22 protein-coding genes are annotated in these 14,932 nt (G+C 33.5%); all 22 read right to left on the reverse strand.

Features of this window, described 5'->3' with window-relative positions; all coding sequences use genetic code 11:
* Positions 1-5 precede the first annotated feature (5 nt).
* Positions 6-4,154: a peptidoglycan DD-metalloendopeptidase family protein gene (locus BFS35_RS14175; RefSeq protein WP_099576877.1), complete on the reverse strand. Its 4,149-nt coding sequence runs from the start codon at positions 4,152-4,154 to the stop codon at positions 6-8.
* A 38-nt stretch (positions 4,155-4,192) separates the two neighbouring features.
* The gene (gene gpGT, locus BFS35_RS13830) at positions 4,193-4,342 is read right to left on the reverse strand and encodes a phage tail assembly chaperone GT (RefSeq protein ID WP_158554317.1); all 150 of its coding nucleotides are present in this window, start codon (positions 4,340-4,342) and stop codon (positions 4,193-4,195) included.
* Between the two features lie 32 nt (positions 4,343-4,374).
* Positions 4,375-4,713 (reverse strand): phage tail assembly chaperone G, encoded by a 339-nt coding sequence (gpG, locus tag BFS35_RS12115; RefSeq protein WP_099576875.1) that lies wholly within the window; start codon positions 4,711-4,713, stop codon positions 4,375-4,377.
* 25 nt (positions 4,714-4,738) lie between these two features.
* The gene (locus tag BFS35_RS12120) at positions 4,739-4,930 is read right to left on the reverse strand and encodes a hypothetical protein (RefSeq protein WP_099576873.1); all 192 of its coding nucleotides are present in this window, start codon (positions 4,928-4,930) and stop codon (positions 4,739-4,741) included.
* Positions 4,931-5,007: 77 nt separating this feature from the next.
* Complete coding sequence (locus BFS35_RS12125; protein ID WP_099576872.1) at positions 5,008-5,616, reverse strand: major tail protein; 609 nt, start codon at positions 5,614-5,616, stop codon at positions 5,008-5,010.
* A 14-nt stretch (positions 5,617-5,630) separates the two neighbouring features.
* Complete coding sequence (locus BFS35_RS12130) at positions 5,631-6,041, reverse strand: hypothetical protein (RefSeq protein ID WP_099576870.1); 411 nt, start codon at positions 6,039-6,041, stop codon at positions 5,631-5,633.
* Complete coding sequence (locus tag BFS35_RS12135; protein ID WP_099576868.1) at positions 6,038-6,433, reverse strand: hypothetical protein; 396 nt, start codon at positions 6,431-6,433, stop codon at positions 6,038-6,040. Before BFS35_RS12135 ends, BFS35_RS12130 begins: the two co-directional genes overlap by 4 nt.
* Positions 6,423-6,797 carry a hypothetical protein gene (locus BFS35_RS12140; RefSeq protein ID WP_099576866.1) on the reverse strand — a complete coding sequence of 125 codons (375 nt, stop codon included), beginning with the start codon at positions 6,795-6,797 and terminating at the stop codon, positions 6,423-6,425. Before BFS35_RS12140 ends, BFS35_RS12135 begins: the two co-directional genes overlap by 11 nt.
* Complete coding sequence (locus BFS35_RS12145) at positions 6,781-7,068, reverse strand: hypothetical protein (RefSeq protein ID WP_099576864.1); 288 nt, start codon at positions 7,066-7,068, stop codon at positions 6,781-6,783. Before BFS35_RS12145 ends, BFS35_RS12140 begins: the two co-directional genes overlap by 17 nt.
* An 8-nt stretch (positions 7,069-7,076) precedes the next feature.
* Complete coding sequence (locus BFS35_RS13915) at positions 7,077-7,238, reverse strand: hypothetical protein (protein ID WP_099576862.1); 162 nt, start codon at positions 7,236-7,238, stop codon at positions 7,077-7,079.
* Between the two features lie 43 nt (positions 7,239-7,281).
* Positions 7,282-8,496 (reverse strand): phage major capsid protein, encoded by a 1,215-nt coding sequence (locus BFS35_RS12150; RefSeq protein WP_099576860.1) that lies wholly within the window; start codon positions 8,494-8,496, stop codon positions 7,282-7,284.
* 12 nt (positions 8,497-8,508) lie between these two features.
* Positions 8,509-9,360, reverse strand: a complete 852-nt coding sequence (locus tag BFS35_RS12155) for a head maturation protease, ClpP-related (RefSeq protein ID WP_099576858.1) — start codon at positions 9,358-9,360, stop codon at positions 8,509-8,511.
* A complete protein-coding gene (locus BFS35_RS12160; protein ID WP_099576857.1) occupies positions 9,357-10,457 on the reverse strand; it encodes a phage portal protein in 1,101 nt (366 codons plus the stop codon). Before BFS35_RS12160 ends, BFS35_RS12155 begins: the two co-directional genes overlap by 4 nt.
* A gap of 64 nt (positions 10,458-10,521) precedes the next feature.
* Complete coding sequence (locus BFS35_RS12165; RefSeq protein ID WP_099576855.1) at positions 10,522-12,204, reverse strand: terminase TerL endonuclease subunit; 1,683 nt, start codon at positions 12,202-12,204, stop codon at positions 10,522-10,524.
* Positions 12,201-12,494 carry a P27 family phage terminase small subunit gene (locus tag BFS35_RS12170; protein WP_099576853.1) on the reverse strand — a complete coding sequence of 98 codons (294 nt, stop codon included), beginning with the start codon at positions 12,492-12,494 and terminating at the stop codon, positions 12,201-12,203. Before BFS35_RS12170 ends, BFS35_RS12165 begins: the two co-directional genes overlap by 4 nt.
* 128 nt (positions 12,495-12,622) lie before the next feature.
* Complete coding sequence (locus tag BFS35_RS12175; RefSeq protein WP_407943229.1) at positions 12,623-12,940, reverse strand: HNH endonuclease; 318 nt, start codon at positions 12,938-12,940, stop codon at positions 12,623-12,625.
* A gap of 106 nt (positions 12,941-13,046) precedes the next feature.
* Complete coding sequence (locus tag BFS35_RS12180) at positions 13,047-13,484, reverse strand: transcriptional regulator (RefSeq protein WP_099576850.1); 438 nt, start codon at positions 13,482-13,484, stop codon at positions 13,047-13,049.
* Between the two features lie 65 nt (positions 13,485-13,549).
* On the reverse strand, positions 13,550-13,729 hold the full coding sequence (locus tag BFS35_RS12185) for a hypothetical protein (RefSeq protein WP_099576848.1): 180 nt from the start codon (positions 13,727-13,729) through the stop codon (positions 13,550-13,552).
* A gap of 20 nt (positions 13,730-13,749) precedes the next feature.
* Positions 13,750-13,899 (reverse strand): hypothetical protein, encoded by a 150-nt coding sequence (locus BFS35_RS13920; protein WP_170137315.1) that lies wholly within the window; start codon positions 13,897-13,899, stop codon positions 13,750-13,752.
* A 154-nt stretch (positions 13,900-14,053) separates the two neighbouring features.
* The gene (locus BFS35_RS12190) at positions 14,054-14,413 is read right to left on the reverse strand and encodes a YopX family protein (protein WP_099576846.1); all 360 of its coding nucleotides are present in this window, start codon (positions 14,411-14,413) and stop codon (positions 14,054-14,056) included.
* Positions 14,410-14,673, reverse strand: a complete 264-nt coding sequence (locus BFS35_RS12195; RefSeq protein ID WP_099576844.1) for a hypothetical protein — start codon at positions 14,671-14,673, stop codon at positions 14,410-14,412. The genes BFS35_RS12190 and BFS35_RS12195 overlap by 4 nt, the downstream gene beginning before the upstream one ends.
* A gap of 21 nt (positions 14,674-14,694) precedes the next feature.
* On the reverse strand, positions 14,695-14,925 hold the full coding sequence (locus BFS35_RS12200; RefSeq protein ID WP_099576842.1) for a hypothetical protein: 231 nt from the start codon (positions 14,923-14,925) through the stop codon (positions 14,695-14,697).
* Positions 14,926-14,932: the final 7 nt, after the last annotated feature.

A 14,932-nucleotide genomic window follows, 5' to 3' on the forward strand; every position in this document is an offset into this window, starting at 1 on the left:
ACCTCCTATAACGTAGCTGGTTTAAATTGTTTATGTCTTCCTGTTTTTCTGTTTATTATATTTACTGCCTCTTCCACTTGATAAATAAAATCTTGTTTTTTAATAGATGGTTGATAATCTTTTTCTGCTATCTCTTGGTTACTAGTAACTAATTGAGTTAGTAATGCAATCTGTTGTTGTTGTGCTTGTAACATCTGTATCATCGCTTCATCATTTCCACCAATAGCACCTAATTGACTAGGTCGTTTGTTTCCAATCGTTTTATTACCTTGAATCTGATTTGCAGCCATAGCAATCATACTCATTGCTTCACTACGTCTTTTAGGATCTGTTGGAATTACCCATTCAGGATAACCACCCTCAGCAATGTTGTACCAACCAGCGTTATTGATTAAGCCACCTGTTGCAAATCTTCTTCTACCTGTTGGACCCCAACCAGAACGACCACCAGGATTATCACGTCTCCAGTTAGAGTTATTGAAGAATGCAAGCAATTGATCATAACCACTTCTGATGTTTCCATGACCTTTCACTGCATATGCTCTAAATGTTTGCGGGATATATTGTAATAGTCCTTGAGCTGGATTTCCTGATGCCGTGTTTATATCCCAAACTGCTGATGATTGAACAATATTTTGATTACCACCAGATTCACGATGAATCTGAGCAACAATTGCACTTACATCATTTCCTGTAAGACTTACTTTCATTTGTGCAGCTGCTTTTCTAATCATAGGAATCCAAGATTTTGCATTAGCACCTACATTTTTAGAAATATTCCCATTTGTAGCACCATTATTGCTCTTTAACCAAGGTAGAGGATCAAACGCTTTTCCGTTTTTTCTCATCTCGTAATGTAAGTGAGGACCAGTACTGAAACCTGTATTACCAGAAATCCCTAGTTTATGACCAGGTTTAATCATTTGACCATCTTTTACACTAATGCTACTCATATGTGCATAAATTACTTCTAAAGCACCAGAGATAATTTTGACCCACTTACCATATCCGCCTGCCATAAATGGTGGTACTTGAACACGACCACCAACAGTTGAATGTAATGGTTCATTGATGTAGTTGAAGTCTAAACCACTATGCCATCTAACTCCTGTTTCAGCGAAGTAAGCAGGATCATTACCATATCGATAACTTAACTTAGACATGTCTAAGAATCCACCATCTCCACCAGCTGACATCATACTATCAAAACCATTTTGGAACATGTCAATGATAGCTTTTTTCATTTTGCCAAATATACCTCTAGCAAAATCTCCAATGAATCCACCTTTCATATTTTTGAATCCATCAAAACCAATTAAAGACATTATTTTAGAGAATAGTTTACCAGGATTACTTGCATAATCCATGACATCCCCTAAACCTTTCATAATATCTTTTGTTGTTTTTGCTATTTTGACACCTGTGTCTAATGCTGTATTCTTTAACCATGATCCAGCTGAACTTAAACCACTTTTTATCCCTGTACCTAAATCAAATTTAGGGAGCATTTGTTGGGTCTGTTTTCCACTGTATACTTTAGAGCCTTTTGGTAAGAATGTAGTAGTATCTCTATTTGGAGTTAAAACTCTTTTTCCATTAGGATATTCGATGATTTCATTTCTGAATCCACCTTTACCATTACCTCTACCTTTATCTCCTACAACTGCCATTGTTCCTTGTGCAATCTTGCCATTTTTAACAATATTCTTATGCGTATGAGTAGTACCTGTGTGTAATTCAGGAATTTTAGGTAATCCTAAGTTTTTGCCTACTTTATTTACTGCACCAAGTAACTTATTGACACCTTTTTTAACTGCACTTGTCATACCAGAAATATGTTCTTTTATTTTATCGATAATCAATTTAAGTCCATTTTTCATATTGTTAAAAGTTTTCTTGACTGACTTCCACAATCCAGAGGCCATATTAACAGTGTTATTTTTTATGGATTTCCAAATGGAACTCATACTATTTCTTACTTTTGACATTATTGCTTTAGTTCCATTCCACAAATTAGTGAAAATTTGTTTTACAGATTTCCATAAATTCGATACTGTTCCTGTTGTATGTTTTTTTATGTTTAGCCACACTGTTGCAAACATTTTTTTCAGGTTATACATAGTATTTTTTAAGAAGTTTCTTAATCTTAAAAATATATTGCGTGTAAAATTATAAATAGCATTTAAAATAGTCGAAAATTTATTTTTTATAAAATCAAGTCCAAGTTTAAAAGTATTCTTAAACGAACCGATAAATAGTTTCGCTACTTTTAAAACTTTTCCAATCAACCAAAGCTGCACTAAGTTCCATACAAAAGTTAATGCACCTCTAAAAATTTGCTTTATGCCTTCCCACATTTTTTTCCAATTACCTGTGAAAAGTCCAGCAAAAACTTTAATTACTCCAAGAATAATATCAAGAGCTCCTTTAATTATGCCTTTTATATTTTCCCAAGTAGAAACTATTAAAAATTTAATTGCTGGCCATACAAATTTCATAACTGCCCAAATTGCATTCATAACAACTTTAATAACATTACCTATATTTCGAATTGCTTGCATTATGACAGTACCGTTTTGCTGCCAGAAAATACGCAACTGATCGCCTATACCTTTAGCAAAATCCATTATTGCGCCTACTGCTTGCATAGCTAAATTCTTAACTCCTGATAATGCTTTATTTACTACATTTCTAAATGTTTCAGACTTTTTGTAAGCTACAGTAAATGCTATGCCTAAACCTACTATCGCAGCTACAGTTAAACCTACAGGTCCAGTCATTAAAAGGAATAATGATTTTAATGCACTTAGTTTTCCTACAAAAAATTTCAACGGTCCACCTGCTTCAGCAAAAGCTGTTCCTAATGGCGCTACAAATTTCATAATAGAACCTAATGAACCTGCTAATATTCCTGCACCAGTTATAACTGGACCTAATGCTGCTAAAAAGCCACCAAAACCTAATGTAGCTATTTTTGCGCCTTCACTTAATCCAGAAAACCAAGTTGACACACCTTTAACTGCACCAGACATTGATTTAAGTATGTCTACTGCTTTTGGAAGAATCGGCTTACCTAATTCTGCTAAAAAATCTTGAAATGCAGTTTTAACATTACTTGTTTGAGTTGCTAAAGTATCTGATTCTCTTGAAGCTTGTCCTAAAGCACCAGATAACTTATTACCATCTTCAACCATTTGTAATAGAGTTAATTGTTTCTGTTGTTCGCTTAATTCAGCGAATGATTTACCATATAACTTATTGGCAGCTGCATTACGTGTTGTTTCTGTTGATGAAATACCAAGCGCTGCATCGTTCTCATAATTTCCTTTTAAATAAGACTGTAAAGCTTCTGTTGTTTCCTCGATTGATTTATCATAGAATGCTGCACTATCTGCTGCTGCCATTGTTGCTCTAGATGTTAAATCCATTGCTTCTTTTGTGTCAGCACCAGTAGTTTTAGCAAAAGCCGCCATTTGAGTAAACGATCCTCTTAATGCATTTGGTAATAATCCTGTTTTATCAGCGATTTCATCGAGTGATGATTGTGCCTGTCCTTCTAATTTTCCGAATACCTGGCTGAACTGTGAGCCTGCCGCTTCATATTCACCTGCTGCTTTTAATGCCCCAATACCTACACCAGCTAATGGAACTGTTAAACCCATTGTTAAGTTCTGGCCGACCCCACGCATTCTATCTCCAACAGATGTTAATTTATCACCCATTGCATCTAATTGATTTCCCATGATAGTCCATTTACTTGATGCAATCTGTTGTTCTCGTGTAAATTCTTTAAACTCTTGTGATGTGTTTTCAAGTTGTCGTTCTAACATGTTTAAATGATCAACTTGTCGGTTGTATTCTTGTCTTATTTTAGATGCTTCAGCAGTGTGTGATTTACCTGCTTGTGTTAGTTCATCCATTTTAGCTTTTAGACCACTGACATTTTTCTGTTGCCCTTTAATCGTTGTTCCTAAATCCTCAATCGCATTTTCATAACTATCTACACTTTTTTCAGTGTATTTAAAATTGTTCATATTTGTTTTTAATGAACTGTTCAAATCCCTAAAAGAACGTTTGATTGTTCCAAGAGACCTCGTTATTCCAGTGTCGTCTAAATCTAAATCAATACTTAAACCTCTAATACGTTCTGCCATTTACTCACCTACCTTCAATTTGACAAATAAAAAAGTCATTAACCCCCGAATGCGGAGATTAATGACTTTGTCTTTTTAGGTTTATTCTTTTCTTCTACAACTTCCATAAAGAAAGAAAATGGCATATCCAGTATTTCGTTTATATCTTTTCCTGATTCATGCATCATATTGTAAATAAGTTTTTTCATATTTACTTTATGTTCTGCATAAGTAATACCTTCTATACCATCTTCGCTAGTTCCTTTTTTCTTTCTTCATCCATCTTCCCTTGTGCAACCCACTCAATTTGACTCATTAATTCTTGACCTGCATCAGGAGAATGTAATCCATCTAACAATTGATCACGTGTGAATTGTTTGTTATAAATATCTACAACCATATCTAACATAATATCCATCTGTTGTTTTTCAGTTAAACTTTTATTATTTTCAATCTCGTCTTGTACATCTGCTGCATCATACATTTTTCTAAATGGAATAAATGTTGGTGTTAAATAAGTGTCAAATACAGGTTTATCGTCTTTTACGTCTTTTACTAATTTAATAAAGTTTCTTTTCATGTTTATATACCTACCTTTTTATTTTTTATAAATTAAATGTTTCTTTTAATGTTTTTTTGAAGTCAATTTCATCTTGTTGATTGTTTAAAACTGCATATGCTTTTACTAAACTGTCTAAATTATCTCGTTCTAAGGTAGCGCCTTTATGCTTTACTAGTATTTCAGCATAGACATATATACCTTCTAATACTTTTGCTTTCGCCTTATCTACATTCATATCATCGTATCTCCTTAATTTTGCAAAATTATCAATCAAAAGATTGAAGGTACTCAAATTAATGAGTACCTAGTATGTTATGCTCCTGGTAAAGCTTCTGTTGGATAACCAACACCAAATACTGCCATAAAGATAGCATCTCGTGCGGCAGTTGAACCTTTTTCATCACGACCAAAGATAACTGATTTTTCTTCAGTGAATCCTTGAACTTTTCTGTCCATAAATTCAGCAGTCATTGAATCACTAGAGAACTCAACTGAATCTTCTTTCGTTTGGTTAGATTGTTCTGGTTTAGTGAATTTACCTTTAGGTAATCCAACCCATTCCTTAGAACCGTCTTCATGCGTTTTAGCAAATACTACACCTACATAAGGTGGATTATCAGTATTACCGTATGCATATAACCCGTTTTCTAATTTTTCTAAGCCGAAAAGTACAACACGATCTTCAACAGGTAACTTATGAAATTGTGATTCAACTTCAACAGTACCATTTGATGTTGCAATTTCAGATACACGGTTATCCCCGTAAGCTTTCTCAATAGATTGTTTTTGTGATACTGAAATTTCCTGTAAGAATTTAATTCTTTCAGGTGCAGTACCTACAATTGTTTCTTCGTTTTCGGTATTTAATACACCATAGTAAAATTCATCTACACCAGTAGTAGCATGATAATTTTTAGCCATTTATAATCCTCCTATTAATTAACTTTATTTTGTCGATAAAAAATACCCTCGTACCTTTTCGCACGACGGTATATTTTGAGATCTTTATCGTATTCTGGTTTAGCATTAGAAGTATTTTCTAATCCTAATTTTTCTTTTAAAACTCTCGATACGTAATAACTTAATTCTTTACATGTATTTCTTGCGTTATAGTTACTTGATAAAGGACAGAATATGTCGACCTGTACTAAGTAACTCAAAGCTAAATTGTCATTGTCAGCGTATTCGTAAGGTAACGTGTCATCTACTTCAGATATAACGATATAAGGTTGTGATTGTGAAGCTGGCTCTGGATAATTATCTATTTTAATGTGTTTTCCTGTATAGGAAGTTACTTCTCTGTCATCAATTAAGATTTCATATATTTCCATTGGAATATCTCTCATCGCATATACCTCTCAACTTCTGACTTTAAAGTTTTAAAATAGATTTCCCTTGATTGCCTAATTGCTCTATCAATTGCCCCTTTACCTTTCGGATTAGGATTTTTGATTGTCCCAAATTCATTAAGATGAATAATTCTGTACCTGTCATTTGGACCTCGCCAATGTATCTTTATTGTACGTTTGCCATTAAGCCACATTGGATCACTGATTGTAATTTCTCTTTGAGATTTACCAGTGTCTTTAAATTCATCAAAGTTATCGTAAATAGCTTTTTTAATGTGCTTTGCACCTTCTAATAAAGCTTTGTCAATCCATCTTTTTGAATGCACTGGTCCAAATCTCACATTTAATTGTTTTTCAAGATCTCTTAAACCTTCGACTTTAATTGGCATATGAAACACCTACAACCTTCAACATCTCTTTGTCATCACTTTTTGTAGAAAAATGTTCAACATCAAACTCTATACCAGAATACAGTCCTTCAAGTATTTTGAATTTATCTGAGTGTTCAATATTATAATCTTCATGTGGATGTCTAAAGTTAAGGCTGACAATGTGTTTAGAATTTGTTGTGTCGATTTTTTCAATATCTTTTAAACTTGAATCATATAGTTCGCATAAGGTAGTGAATACCGCTTTAGTAGATACCGTTGGATATGGTCCATCGTCTGATATAGATTTATAAAAAGTAACAGGTACACGCAAATCACCATTAGTTACTTTTGGTGGCGTGTATCCTTTATACATCACTCTCATAATCTACCTCCTGCATATTGTCTAATGCAAAAGAGGTGATAGGACCTAAGAAGTTTTCATGAAAATATTCAAGTGCGTCATTATAAGCGTATCTTGTACGTTCATAAACTAATGTTGCACCTTGATAATTATTATCCATATCAAACTCCTGACATCTACTTTTAATATCTTCATATGATTCATTTAATAATTGTTCGATATGTTCATCTTCAAAAGTATGAAATATCTTCAATCTTTGTTTTGCAATATTTACATGATCATTCGTTATCATTTAATCACCTACTTCTTATCATCTTTACGAATCAAAGCAGTACCATGTTCTTTTAACGTTTCATTAATTTCATTTGCACGTTTTACAGTACGCTCAACTTCTTCGCCTTTTTTAAGTACTACATTTTCTTCGTAATCTTCAAAGTCAAAACCAACTTCAAATAACGCCATACTATTCACCACCTTTTAAATGAATTAAAAAAGGAGCGTTATATTACGCTCCTGGAAGTGTTTCAGTTGTTACTTCTTCTGGTGCTGGTGGCATACCTGCAATATTTAATGTGTATACATTTGATACATTGTTGTCTTCAGGTAAACCATGTGCAAATTGCTTAGCAATAAATACATCGCAATCTTCTAAAGCTAATGTTTGATCATAAGATTTGATTGATACTCCGCCAGTTTGAACTGCATAGTAACGTTTACCAACGAAAGCAATTGCTTGGCCATAAGGTACAAATTCAGATGGTACTACTTCGATTTGGTATGGTAATGCAGTTACCCATTGACCATTTGGTGTAAGCATAGTGTATTGAGCTTGTACAAAGAATTGTAATGCAGGGTGAACAGCAATTGAGATTGATCCTAATACATTTAATGGTTTGCCTTTTTCATCAAATGATAATTTCGTTGCTAAATTTGCTAATTCAGTAACAGTAGTTTTTTCGTCAGCAAATGTTAATTCGCCAACTGGTGTTTTATCAGCAGTACCAGTGATATTTCCATCTTCATCACGTGTGATTTGTTGGTTTAATCCGTAAGGTTGATTAGCACCTGAACCTTTACCTAATACAACACCTTCTTCAATTTTAATCGCCATTGCTTCAGCTAATTGACCACGCACAAAACGTTCAACCCATTCAGGACCAAACTCTAATAAATCTTTCGGCACTACTGCAAATGCAGTTAATTTATTTTGAGAGAAAGCATACTCAGTGAAGTTAGCATTGATTTGACCTTGAATTTTACCAAAAATTTCACCCCATACAGCTGCACCTTCAGGCTTACCGACAATAATTCGAGTACGTAAACCAGCAACTTGGAAGTTAATTTTTGCTAATAACGGTCGCTCACGTTGCATATCTTCAAAGATGCGTAAAACTGTTGTTTCTGGTAATAATTTTTCCTCTTTGAAAGTGTCTAAATTTGCTTCATCTTCTACTAAGTTAGTAAAGAATTGACGTTCTTTAGCAGTTAAAACGTTATTTCCACGCTTTAAAGCGATTTCACCATCTAATGTAGCGTTCATTGCTTCAGTACGTGCTTTAGTCATAATGTCGTTAGTTAAATTAGCAGTGAAAGCACTCATATACTCATTATATTTTTCTTCTACAACTTCAGCCGCTTCACCATCACGTGCTGCTTTGAAATATTCTTCTTTTAAGTTCTTAATATTGCTATTTGTTTCATCTTTAAATTTAATCGTCATTCAAATTTCCTCCTATAAGTACAATCTTTTTTTGATTGTTTTATTTTCAATTGGTTTCGTTTCTTCTAAAGTTTCCTTGATAATTTTTTGTACTGTCGCTTTAAATTCTTCACTATCAATTTCAACCTTAATTACATTAACTTTTTCTTTATTGGTTTCTTTAGGTGTTTCAACCATAACAACAGACTTTTCACTTTTACCTTTAGTTGATGAACCACTTAATACAATTGGATCACCTGCATTATTTGAAATGCTTGATGGTGTTTTTCTGAATTTGTCTAATTGCTCTTTACTTGCACATGCAACCAACTTTTTAGAGGTGATAACTTCATCAATAAATCCATAAGAAAAAGCCTCTTCAGCAGTCAACCATGTTTCTGCATCAAGTAAGGCTTTCAATGTATCAGTATTTAATTTGTCAGTTTTCTCTAAATAAGTATTCATTAATGTGCTTGTTACTTTATCGAGTAAATCAGCAACTTCTCTTAAATCATTTGCATTGCCTACAACACCACTCATAGCATTATGAATCATAATCATAGCGTTATTAGGCATTCTTACTACGTCGCCAGCCATTGCAATTACTGATGCAATGCTTGCTGCTAAACCATCAATATTTACGATTACTTTCGCTTTATGTCGTTTTAACATATTATGAATTGCGATACCCTCATAGACATCTCCACCAGGTGAGTTAATGTTCACTGTGATTTCTTCGACATCTCCAAGTTTCTCTAAAGTATCTTTAAAGTGGTACGCGCTCTCTTCACCTGCCCATCGCCACGTCTCAGGTACGATTTCACCATAAATATCAATTTGACCGACATTATCAGTCTTTGAAACGTTTAAAATTCTGTTCGTCATTCGTTATCACCTCCTTTCGAGGATGACTGTTCATCTTGTTCATAGTTCTTGGTACGTAAGAACACATCTAAGCCATCAATATGTTCAAATCCAAATAAATCACGTACTTCATTAATTTGAGCAAAGTTAGAAGATATCAATTTATCAATCTTTTCTGCATTTTGAACTGGATCTTGTTTATTGATACCAACCACTTTAATTTTTTTACCACTTAGAAAATCTTTTTCTGAAAACAACTTATTGTTGAGTTCGTTTTCAATCTTTTTAACTAATGGATTAATACAGAACTTAAGATATGCATCCATTGCATTTTCTAAATCTGCCATATCACCATGTATTAATGCTGGTGGTATACCAATCATTTTAGCTACATCATCAACAAAAGCTTTTTTGATGTTATTTATTTTCGTACTATCAGATGAATCAGATGAAGTTCCACCCTTGTTAATCTCTTCATACTCAAATCCAGGTACTTCTGGCACGATAGCTACACCACTTTTGGTAAATGACTGATAGATTTTATCAGCATACTTTTGTAACCTACTCATGCTTTCTCTATCTAATTTACCGCCGCCCTGTTTAACTCTTAAAACACCCCTGATTTGATTAGAACGTAATTCAGAATCCATCATTCGGCCAAACAGCTCTCCATAATCACCAAAAAGACTATTTACGAATCTTTGAAGTTTATCATTGTTGTAATTAAGATAAATTACTTCGTCCATTTTGAATGTTCTCTTAAATTCATAATCTTTTACGATTACATTTGAGAATGCATCTGGATATAATGCATATTCTTCACGTTGGAAGTCATCAGCAATCACTAGATCATCATTATCAGTCTTTATAATTAAAACTTCATTGTCGTAAACTAATCTATAAATGACTTTCTGCCAAAAATCAGTTGCACTTGAATCTGTGTTCGGTCTAACGTTCAATTTGTAAAACAGGGTATTCTTTACATTCTTGTTGCCATCTTTAACCCAAAATTCTGATTGACTAAAAGTTCTAGCTAAAAAGTTGATATTTGTATCAATCGCTATTCTTTTTAAATATGAACGACTTGCAGGATCACCTAATAAATCAAGGTCTAACATATCTCTAATTTCCAAGTTTCTTTTGAATACATCTGAGAATATACTTATTTTTCTCACCTCCTATCTAAAAGAATGTTTCAAGTAAATCAAACGCTTCAGAATAATCAATATCTTGTATTTCATCAGCCCTATAAATAGCATGTAACATTGCATGGAATCCATCAGTCTTTCTCGTAAATTCATCTTTCTTGATGTATTCACGCTTACCTGTTGCAGCATTAACTTTTACTGCAACGTTATTTATGTACCATCTCATAAGAGGGTTATCACCTAGTATTAATAATTCATTCGCAAATATCGTTTCAATTCTAGGATGCAGTAAGTCGTGTATTGCTCTTGGATTTCTGATAATTTCAATTTCAATCCCTGCATCTTGAAAATATGGCCTTAATAGATCTGCACGATAGTTATCCATGATTACTTTCTCCAGTCCATATTCTTCTCTTTGTTTAATAAACCAATTAACAATGATTTGTGGGTGTATTGATGGCTCATCAACAATAGTTAGATAACCTTGTTCATGCCATTCTCTAATTGGTGCTTTGATTGCTGATTTCTTTAAGAATGCCTCTCTTACGAAAGAGTGACTTTTCCACACGTATTCCTCACCCACTCTGAATAGTAAGCCAACAGCTGCAAAGTCTTTTACTGTTGCATAATCGACACCACCAATACACATACGATTTGTTAAATCAGGCATATCTCTTTGTGTCTTCATGATTTCTTCCCACGTGGCTAACACTTTTGATTCATCAACTTCAGGAAAATTCATTCGCTTTGTCATAAATTCAGAGCGCCCACTAGGGTTGTATCGTAACTTCTTATACTCACCATGTACTTCTTTATAAAGGACATGTGCATACTTACAAAGAGGTGGATGGAACATTGGATTTGCTTTTTGATAATTAACAGAATCATTAACTTCATCTGCTTTATCTAACTTACATATAAAAGGGAAAAGCCTATCTTCTAATTCCTTTCCTAACAGGATAGCAGTCGCTCTATTATCTAAAGCATCCATAAACCCTTCTCTTATATGTCCTTTAGTTCCTAAATAGAATGTTCTTGGATGAGGCACTTTACCTAAACCACCACGTTTTACATCAACAATCTTTGAATCTTCATAAATATGAATTTCATCAAAAATAACACATCCCTCACGGCCACCATCTTTGGTTTTCGCATTTGATGTGTTAAATCTCAATTTAGACCTGGTATCTAAATTTAATATTTCAGTTTTACTTACTTTGAATGGCTCAAATGGTGTTTCAGCAGTAACAAATAATTTATTATCAACTAGCATGTCATACACTTCATTGAAAGAAGTCTTTGCCTGGTCTTCAGAGTTGGCCACGATTGATATATCGTATCTATCAATGCCATGATATGACGTTTGCATAAAATTACTTATACCTGAAATCAAACCATTCTTACCACCACCCCTACCGAGTGTGATATAAAACTCATTAAAGTATGGACTTACTAACTTTGAACCATCATCCAATTTTTCCTCTTCATAAAGGAATATGAATGCTATTAAGAATTTCTGAAAAGGTTGCAACTCAAAATAGTATTTATTTATATATGTGATGCATTTTTCTATCTTATCTTCATCAAAGAATAATTCATCCATTTGTAAGATATGATTTTCTAGAAACTCAACAAGTTTTATTCTTTCATCATTAAAAAGTATTTTACCTTTTTTATATTGATCAATATAAAAATCAACATGCTTGTTATGAATCATAACAATTCACGTCTTTCAAGAATGACAGTTGGACTTTCGTCAAATCCAAAAGATTTTTCTATATTTAATAATGATGCATTGATTTTATTCTTTTCTGAAATAGCTGGATGAACTTTAGTAAATTTTTGAGCACCATTTTCAGTAGTAACTGTTACACCATCTTTTTTGATAGCTTTATCTAACTGATAATAAATATCTAACAAGTTGATATAACGTTCGATTTTTTCTTGATTAACTGGAGTTGCCTTGACATTTTCTTTTAAAAACTTGGTAATTTTTGCCTTGTTCAATTATGGACACCCCCCCTAACGTGCGAAAACTCGGAAATTTCCTCGGAATCGAGCCCCACACCGTTCCCACGGACTCTTCAGGACCTCAAAACTTTTTGATGGGGGGGATATTATTCCGTTTCAATCTTCTACCATTTTTCGTCGTTCCATTTTTTATTTTTCTTTTGATATCTGTCATGTTTTTTGTTGTGGCATTTTATGCATAATGTAACTAAATTGCTATCAACTAATGCAAGTTCTGGTCTTTTCTGCAGTTCTTCGATATGGTCAACATCTAAATATTTATGTTTTGTTCCTTGTCCAAATCTATTTAGATCAATTGATACCTTACCTTCTTTCTTGCACTCTTGGCATTCATAGCAATCTCTCTTTAGTATTTCATCTCGCTTACGTTTCCAGGTTCTACTCTTATAGAACTTTATTCTTTCTTTAGTTGTCTCGTACATCATTCACTCCTAATCAAAAAGGACACCACCTATTAAGATGATGTCCTACTTATCTGATACTACCAATATATTATTTTTTATTATGAACTTCTATAACATCGAAAGTTCAGACAACCCAACCAATCAGTTCGGCAAACTCTTCTAACATTTTATTACGCGCATTCAGTGTTGCGTTCCTTGATATGATACGACTATCATCTCGCTTACGTGTTAAGTGTTCTGCTATATCTTCCCATTCATATGCAGTGTAGTCTCTCTTCCAATACCTGCACTCAATGATAGTCTTCTCAATATCACTACTGCGTTTATATACTTCATCTATTGCTTTGATGATCGTATCTATATTATTGTAATGTCTATCCATACTCAGCTTTACAACTTCATTCTCTACTGGTGATTGTGGTGAAGCGGTAGACTTAGTACCGATATTGTCATCAGTTTCTTTCTTTAGTAACGTCAGCTTTCTTAATTCTTTTTTCATCTTAAGGTCTTCATAGTTTACAAAGTACTCCTCTAACTTCTTAATATCTGTAGTGTTTAACATTAATATAGATACCTCACTTATGTATAAATTAATATGAAGCGGTTAATGGTTAGCCGCTTCAATCACTATTGCTTATTGCATTCTATTTCTATTTCCATCCTATTCTTAGGTTCTTTGAATGACTGTTGCAGGATTATTCTTTCTAACTTAGTTAATTCTTTGCTGCTGATAATATTTATATCTTTAACAAATCCTTCGTTATCTCGTGCATAAGTTAGCTTAATATTTACTTCTGTTACTTCCACAATCCCTATCTCCTTTAGTGTTAATCTTCTTTTGGATAAAACTTAATCTCCATCTTATTTCCGTCTTTATCAACTACAATTAACTCTATGTAGTCATCATGTGTAACGTATTTTTGTGTTTTAACATTATTCAACATTTGGTGCATTGCTAGATGTTGTTCTGGTGTCATTCTCATTTCCTCCTAAGTTTGCGACCGACATTGATGTCGGTACCAAAGTGTTTAGTACACGTTTCTAGTAGCTTTCGAGTAACATTCGGCTAATGTGGAATTGTACTCCAGATTAGCCGAATATTTAGGTTACTCTAGGTTATGCGTTAGGTTACTATAATAGTTCTGGATTTTCGTATATGTTTCCAATTATCTCAGATGTACTGTTATTTGTTCTCAAACTAACGTAACCTGCCGAAAACATTCCGGAATCGTACTTAACAATTTGTTTATTTGTTTTTCTGCGGTCTCCATCTAACCATAAATCTCTACAGTTGATGATATCCCCCTCGAAAATTTCAATGCCATTCTTATCAGTAAGTCCTGTTGATTGCATGAGTACATAATTACTTGCATCTCTCCAACAATCTCCAGGAAAAGATATTTCCCACACTTCATCTTCATCAAATTTAATACCGTCAACAATGTCTATTATTTTCTTTTCTTTATCCCACGCTCTAAATTTCGGTATCATTCGTCATTCTCCTTTATTTCATTTACAGGTTGATAAGGCATCACTTCATCGATTGTTATATAGTTTGGATGTTCGTCTTTATCCACTTCTTGAACATCTACTATTTCTTTATTGATTTCTACGTTGTCAGGGTGACTGTTCATTACCTGCATAGCTCTTTCTTTTGCATGATCTATGTCTCGTGCTTCAACGATACAAAACGGATGAAAGAAGAACACCCCTTTTATAATCTCGAAAGTTACTTTGTATATATTAGCCACAATCCTCGCTCCTTTCGTGAGTTATCTATTAAACGAGTCGCTCACTATATGATTAAAATAACGCTTGTTTACAACTGTATTAATTTCAGTGTTTACTGCTTTGATAGGTCTGTTTACTATTGGCATTGCCATAGGTTGTAAATAACTTTGTCGAATAACATATTTAATACCGTCAATTTCTTTTTCAATACGTTCACCATTAAGAATTGCTTCAATTTGATTTTTATCAATTATGAGTTCGATCGTTTCCATTTCTCAT

Origin of the sequence: Macrococcoides goetzii, assembly GCF_002742385.2 — a bacterium.
In the GTDB taxonomy this organism is placed as follows: domain Bacteria; phylum Bacillota; class Bacilli; order Staphylococcales; family Staphylococcaceae; genus Macrococcoides; species Macrococcoides goetzii.

Bases quoted from the DNA above. Each gene is read 5' to 3' on its own strand.
- BFS35_RS14175 (WP_099576877.1), bottom strand. From the start codon at position 4,154: ATGGCAGAACGTATTAGAGGTTTAAGTATTGATTTAGATTTAGACGAC.
- gpGT (WP_158554317.1), bottom strand. From the start codon at position 4,342: ATGAAAAAACTTATTTACAATATGATGCATGAATCAGGAAAAGATATA.
- gpG (WP_099576875.1), bottom strand. From the start codon at position 4,713: ATGAAAAGAAACTTTATTAAATTAGTAAAAGACGTAAAAGACGATAAA.
- BFS35_RS12120 (WP_099576873.1), bottom strand. From the start codon at position 4,930: ATGAATGTAGATAAGGCGAAAGCAAAAGTATTAGAAGGTATATATGTC.
- BFS35_RS12125 (WP_099576872.1), bottom strand. From the start codon at position 5,616: ATGGCTAAAAATTATCATGCTACTACTGGTGTAGATGAATTTTACTAT.
- BFS35_RS12130 (WP_099576870.1), bottom strand. From the start codon at position 6,041: ATGAGAGATATTCCAATGGAAATATATGAAATCTTAATTGATGACAGA.
- BFS35_RS12135 (WP_099576868.1), bottom strand. From the start codon at position 6,433: ATGCCAATTAAAGTCGAAGGTTTAAGAGATCTTGAAAAACAATTAAAT.
- BFS35_RS12140 (WP_099576866.1), bottom strand. From the start codon at position 6,797: ATGAGAGTGATGTATAAAGGATACACGCCACCAAAAGTAACTAATGGT.
- BFS35_RS12145 (WP_099576864.1), bottom strand. From the start codon at position 7,068: ATGATAACGAATGATCATGTAAATATTGCAAAACAAAGATTGAAGATA.
- BFS35_RS13915 (WP_099576862.1), bottom strand. From the start codon at position 7,238: ATGGCGTTATTTGAAGTTGGTTTTGACTTTGAAGATTACGAAGAAAAT.
- BFS35_RS12150 (WP_099576860.1), bottom strand. From the start codon at position 8,496: ATGACGATTAAATTTAAAGATGAAACAAATAGCAATATTAAGAACTTA.
- BFS35_RS12155 (WP_099576858.1), bottom strand. From the start codon at position 9,360: ATGACGAACAGAATTTTAAACGTTTCAAAGACTGATAATGTCGGTCAA.
- BFS35_RS12160 (WP_099576857.1), bottom strand. From the start codon at position 10,457: ATGTTAGACCTTGATTTATTAGGTGATCCTGCAAGTCGTTCATATTTA.
- BFS35_RS12165 (WP_099576855.1), bottom strand. From the start codon at position 12,204: ATGATTCATAACAAGCATGTTGATTTTTATATTGATCAATATAAAAAA.
- BFS35_RS12175 (WP_407943229.1), bottom strand. From the start codon at position 12,940: ATGTACGAGACAACTAAAGAAAGAATAAAGTTCTATAAGAGTAGAACC.
- BFS35_RS12180 (WP_099576850.1), bottom strand. From the start codon at position 13,484: ATGTTAAACACTACAGATATTAAGAAGTTAGAGGAGTACTTTGTAAAC.
- BFS35_RS13920 (WP_170137315.1), bottom strand. From the start codon at position 13,899: ATGACACCAGAACAACATCTAGCAATGCACCAAATGTTGAATAATGTT.
- BFS35_RS12190 (WP_099576846.1), bottom strand. From the start codon at position 14,413: ATGATACCGAAATTTAGAGCGTGGGATAAAGAAAAGAAAATAATAGAC.
- BFS35_RS12200 (WP_099576842.1), bottom strand. From the start codon at position 14,925: ATGGAAACGATCGAACTCATAATTGATAAAAATCAAATTGAAGCAATT.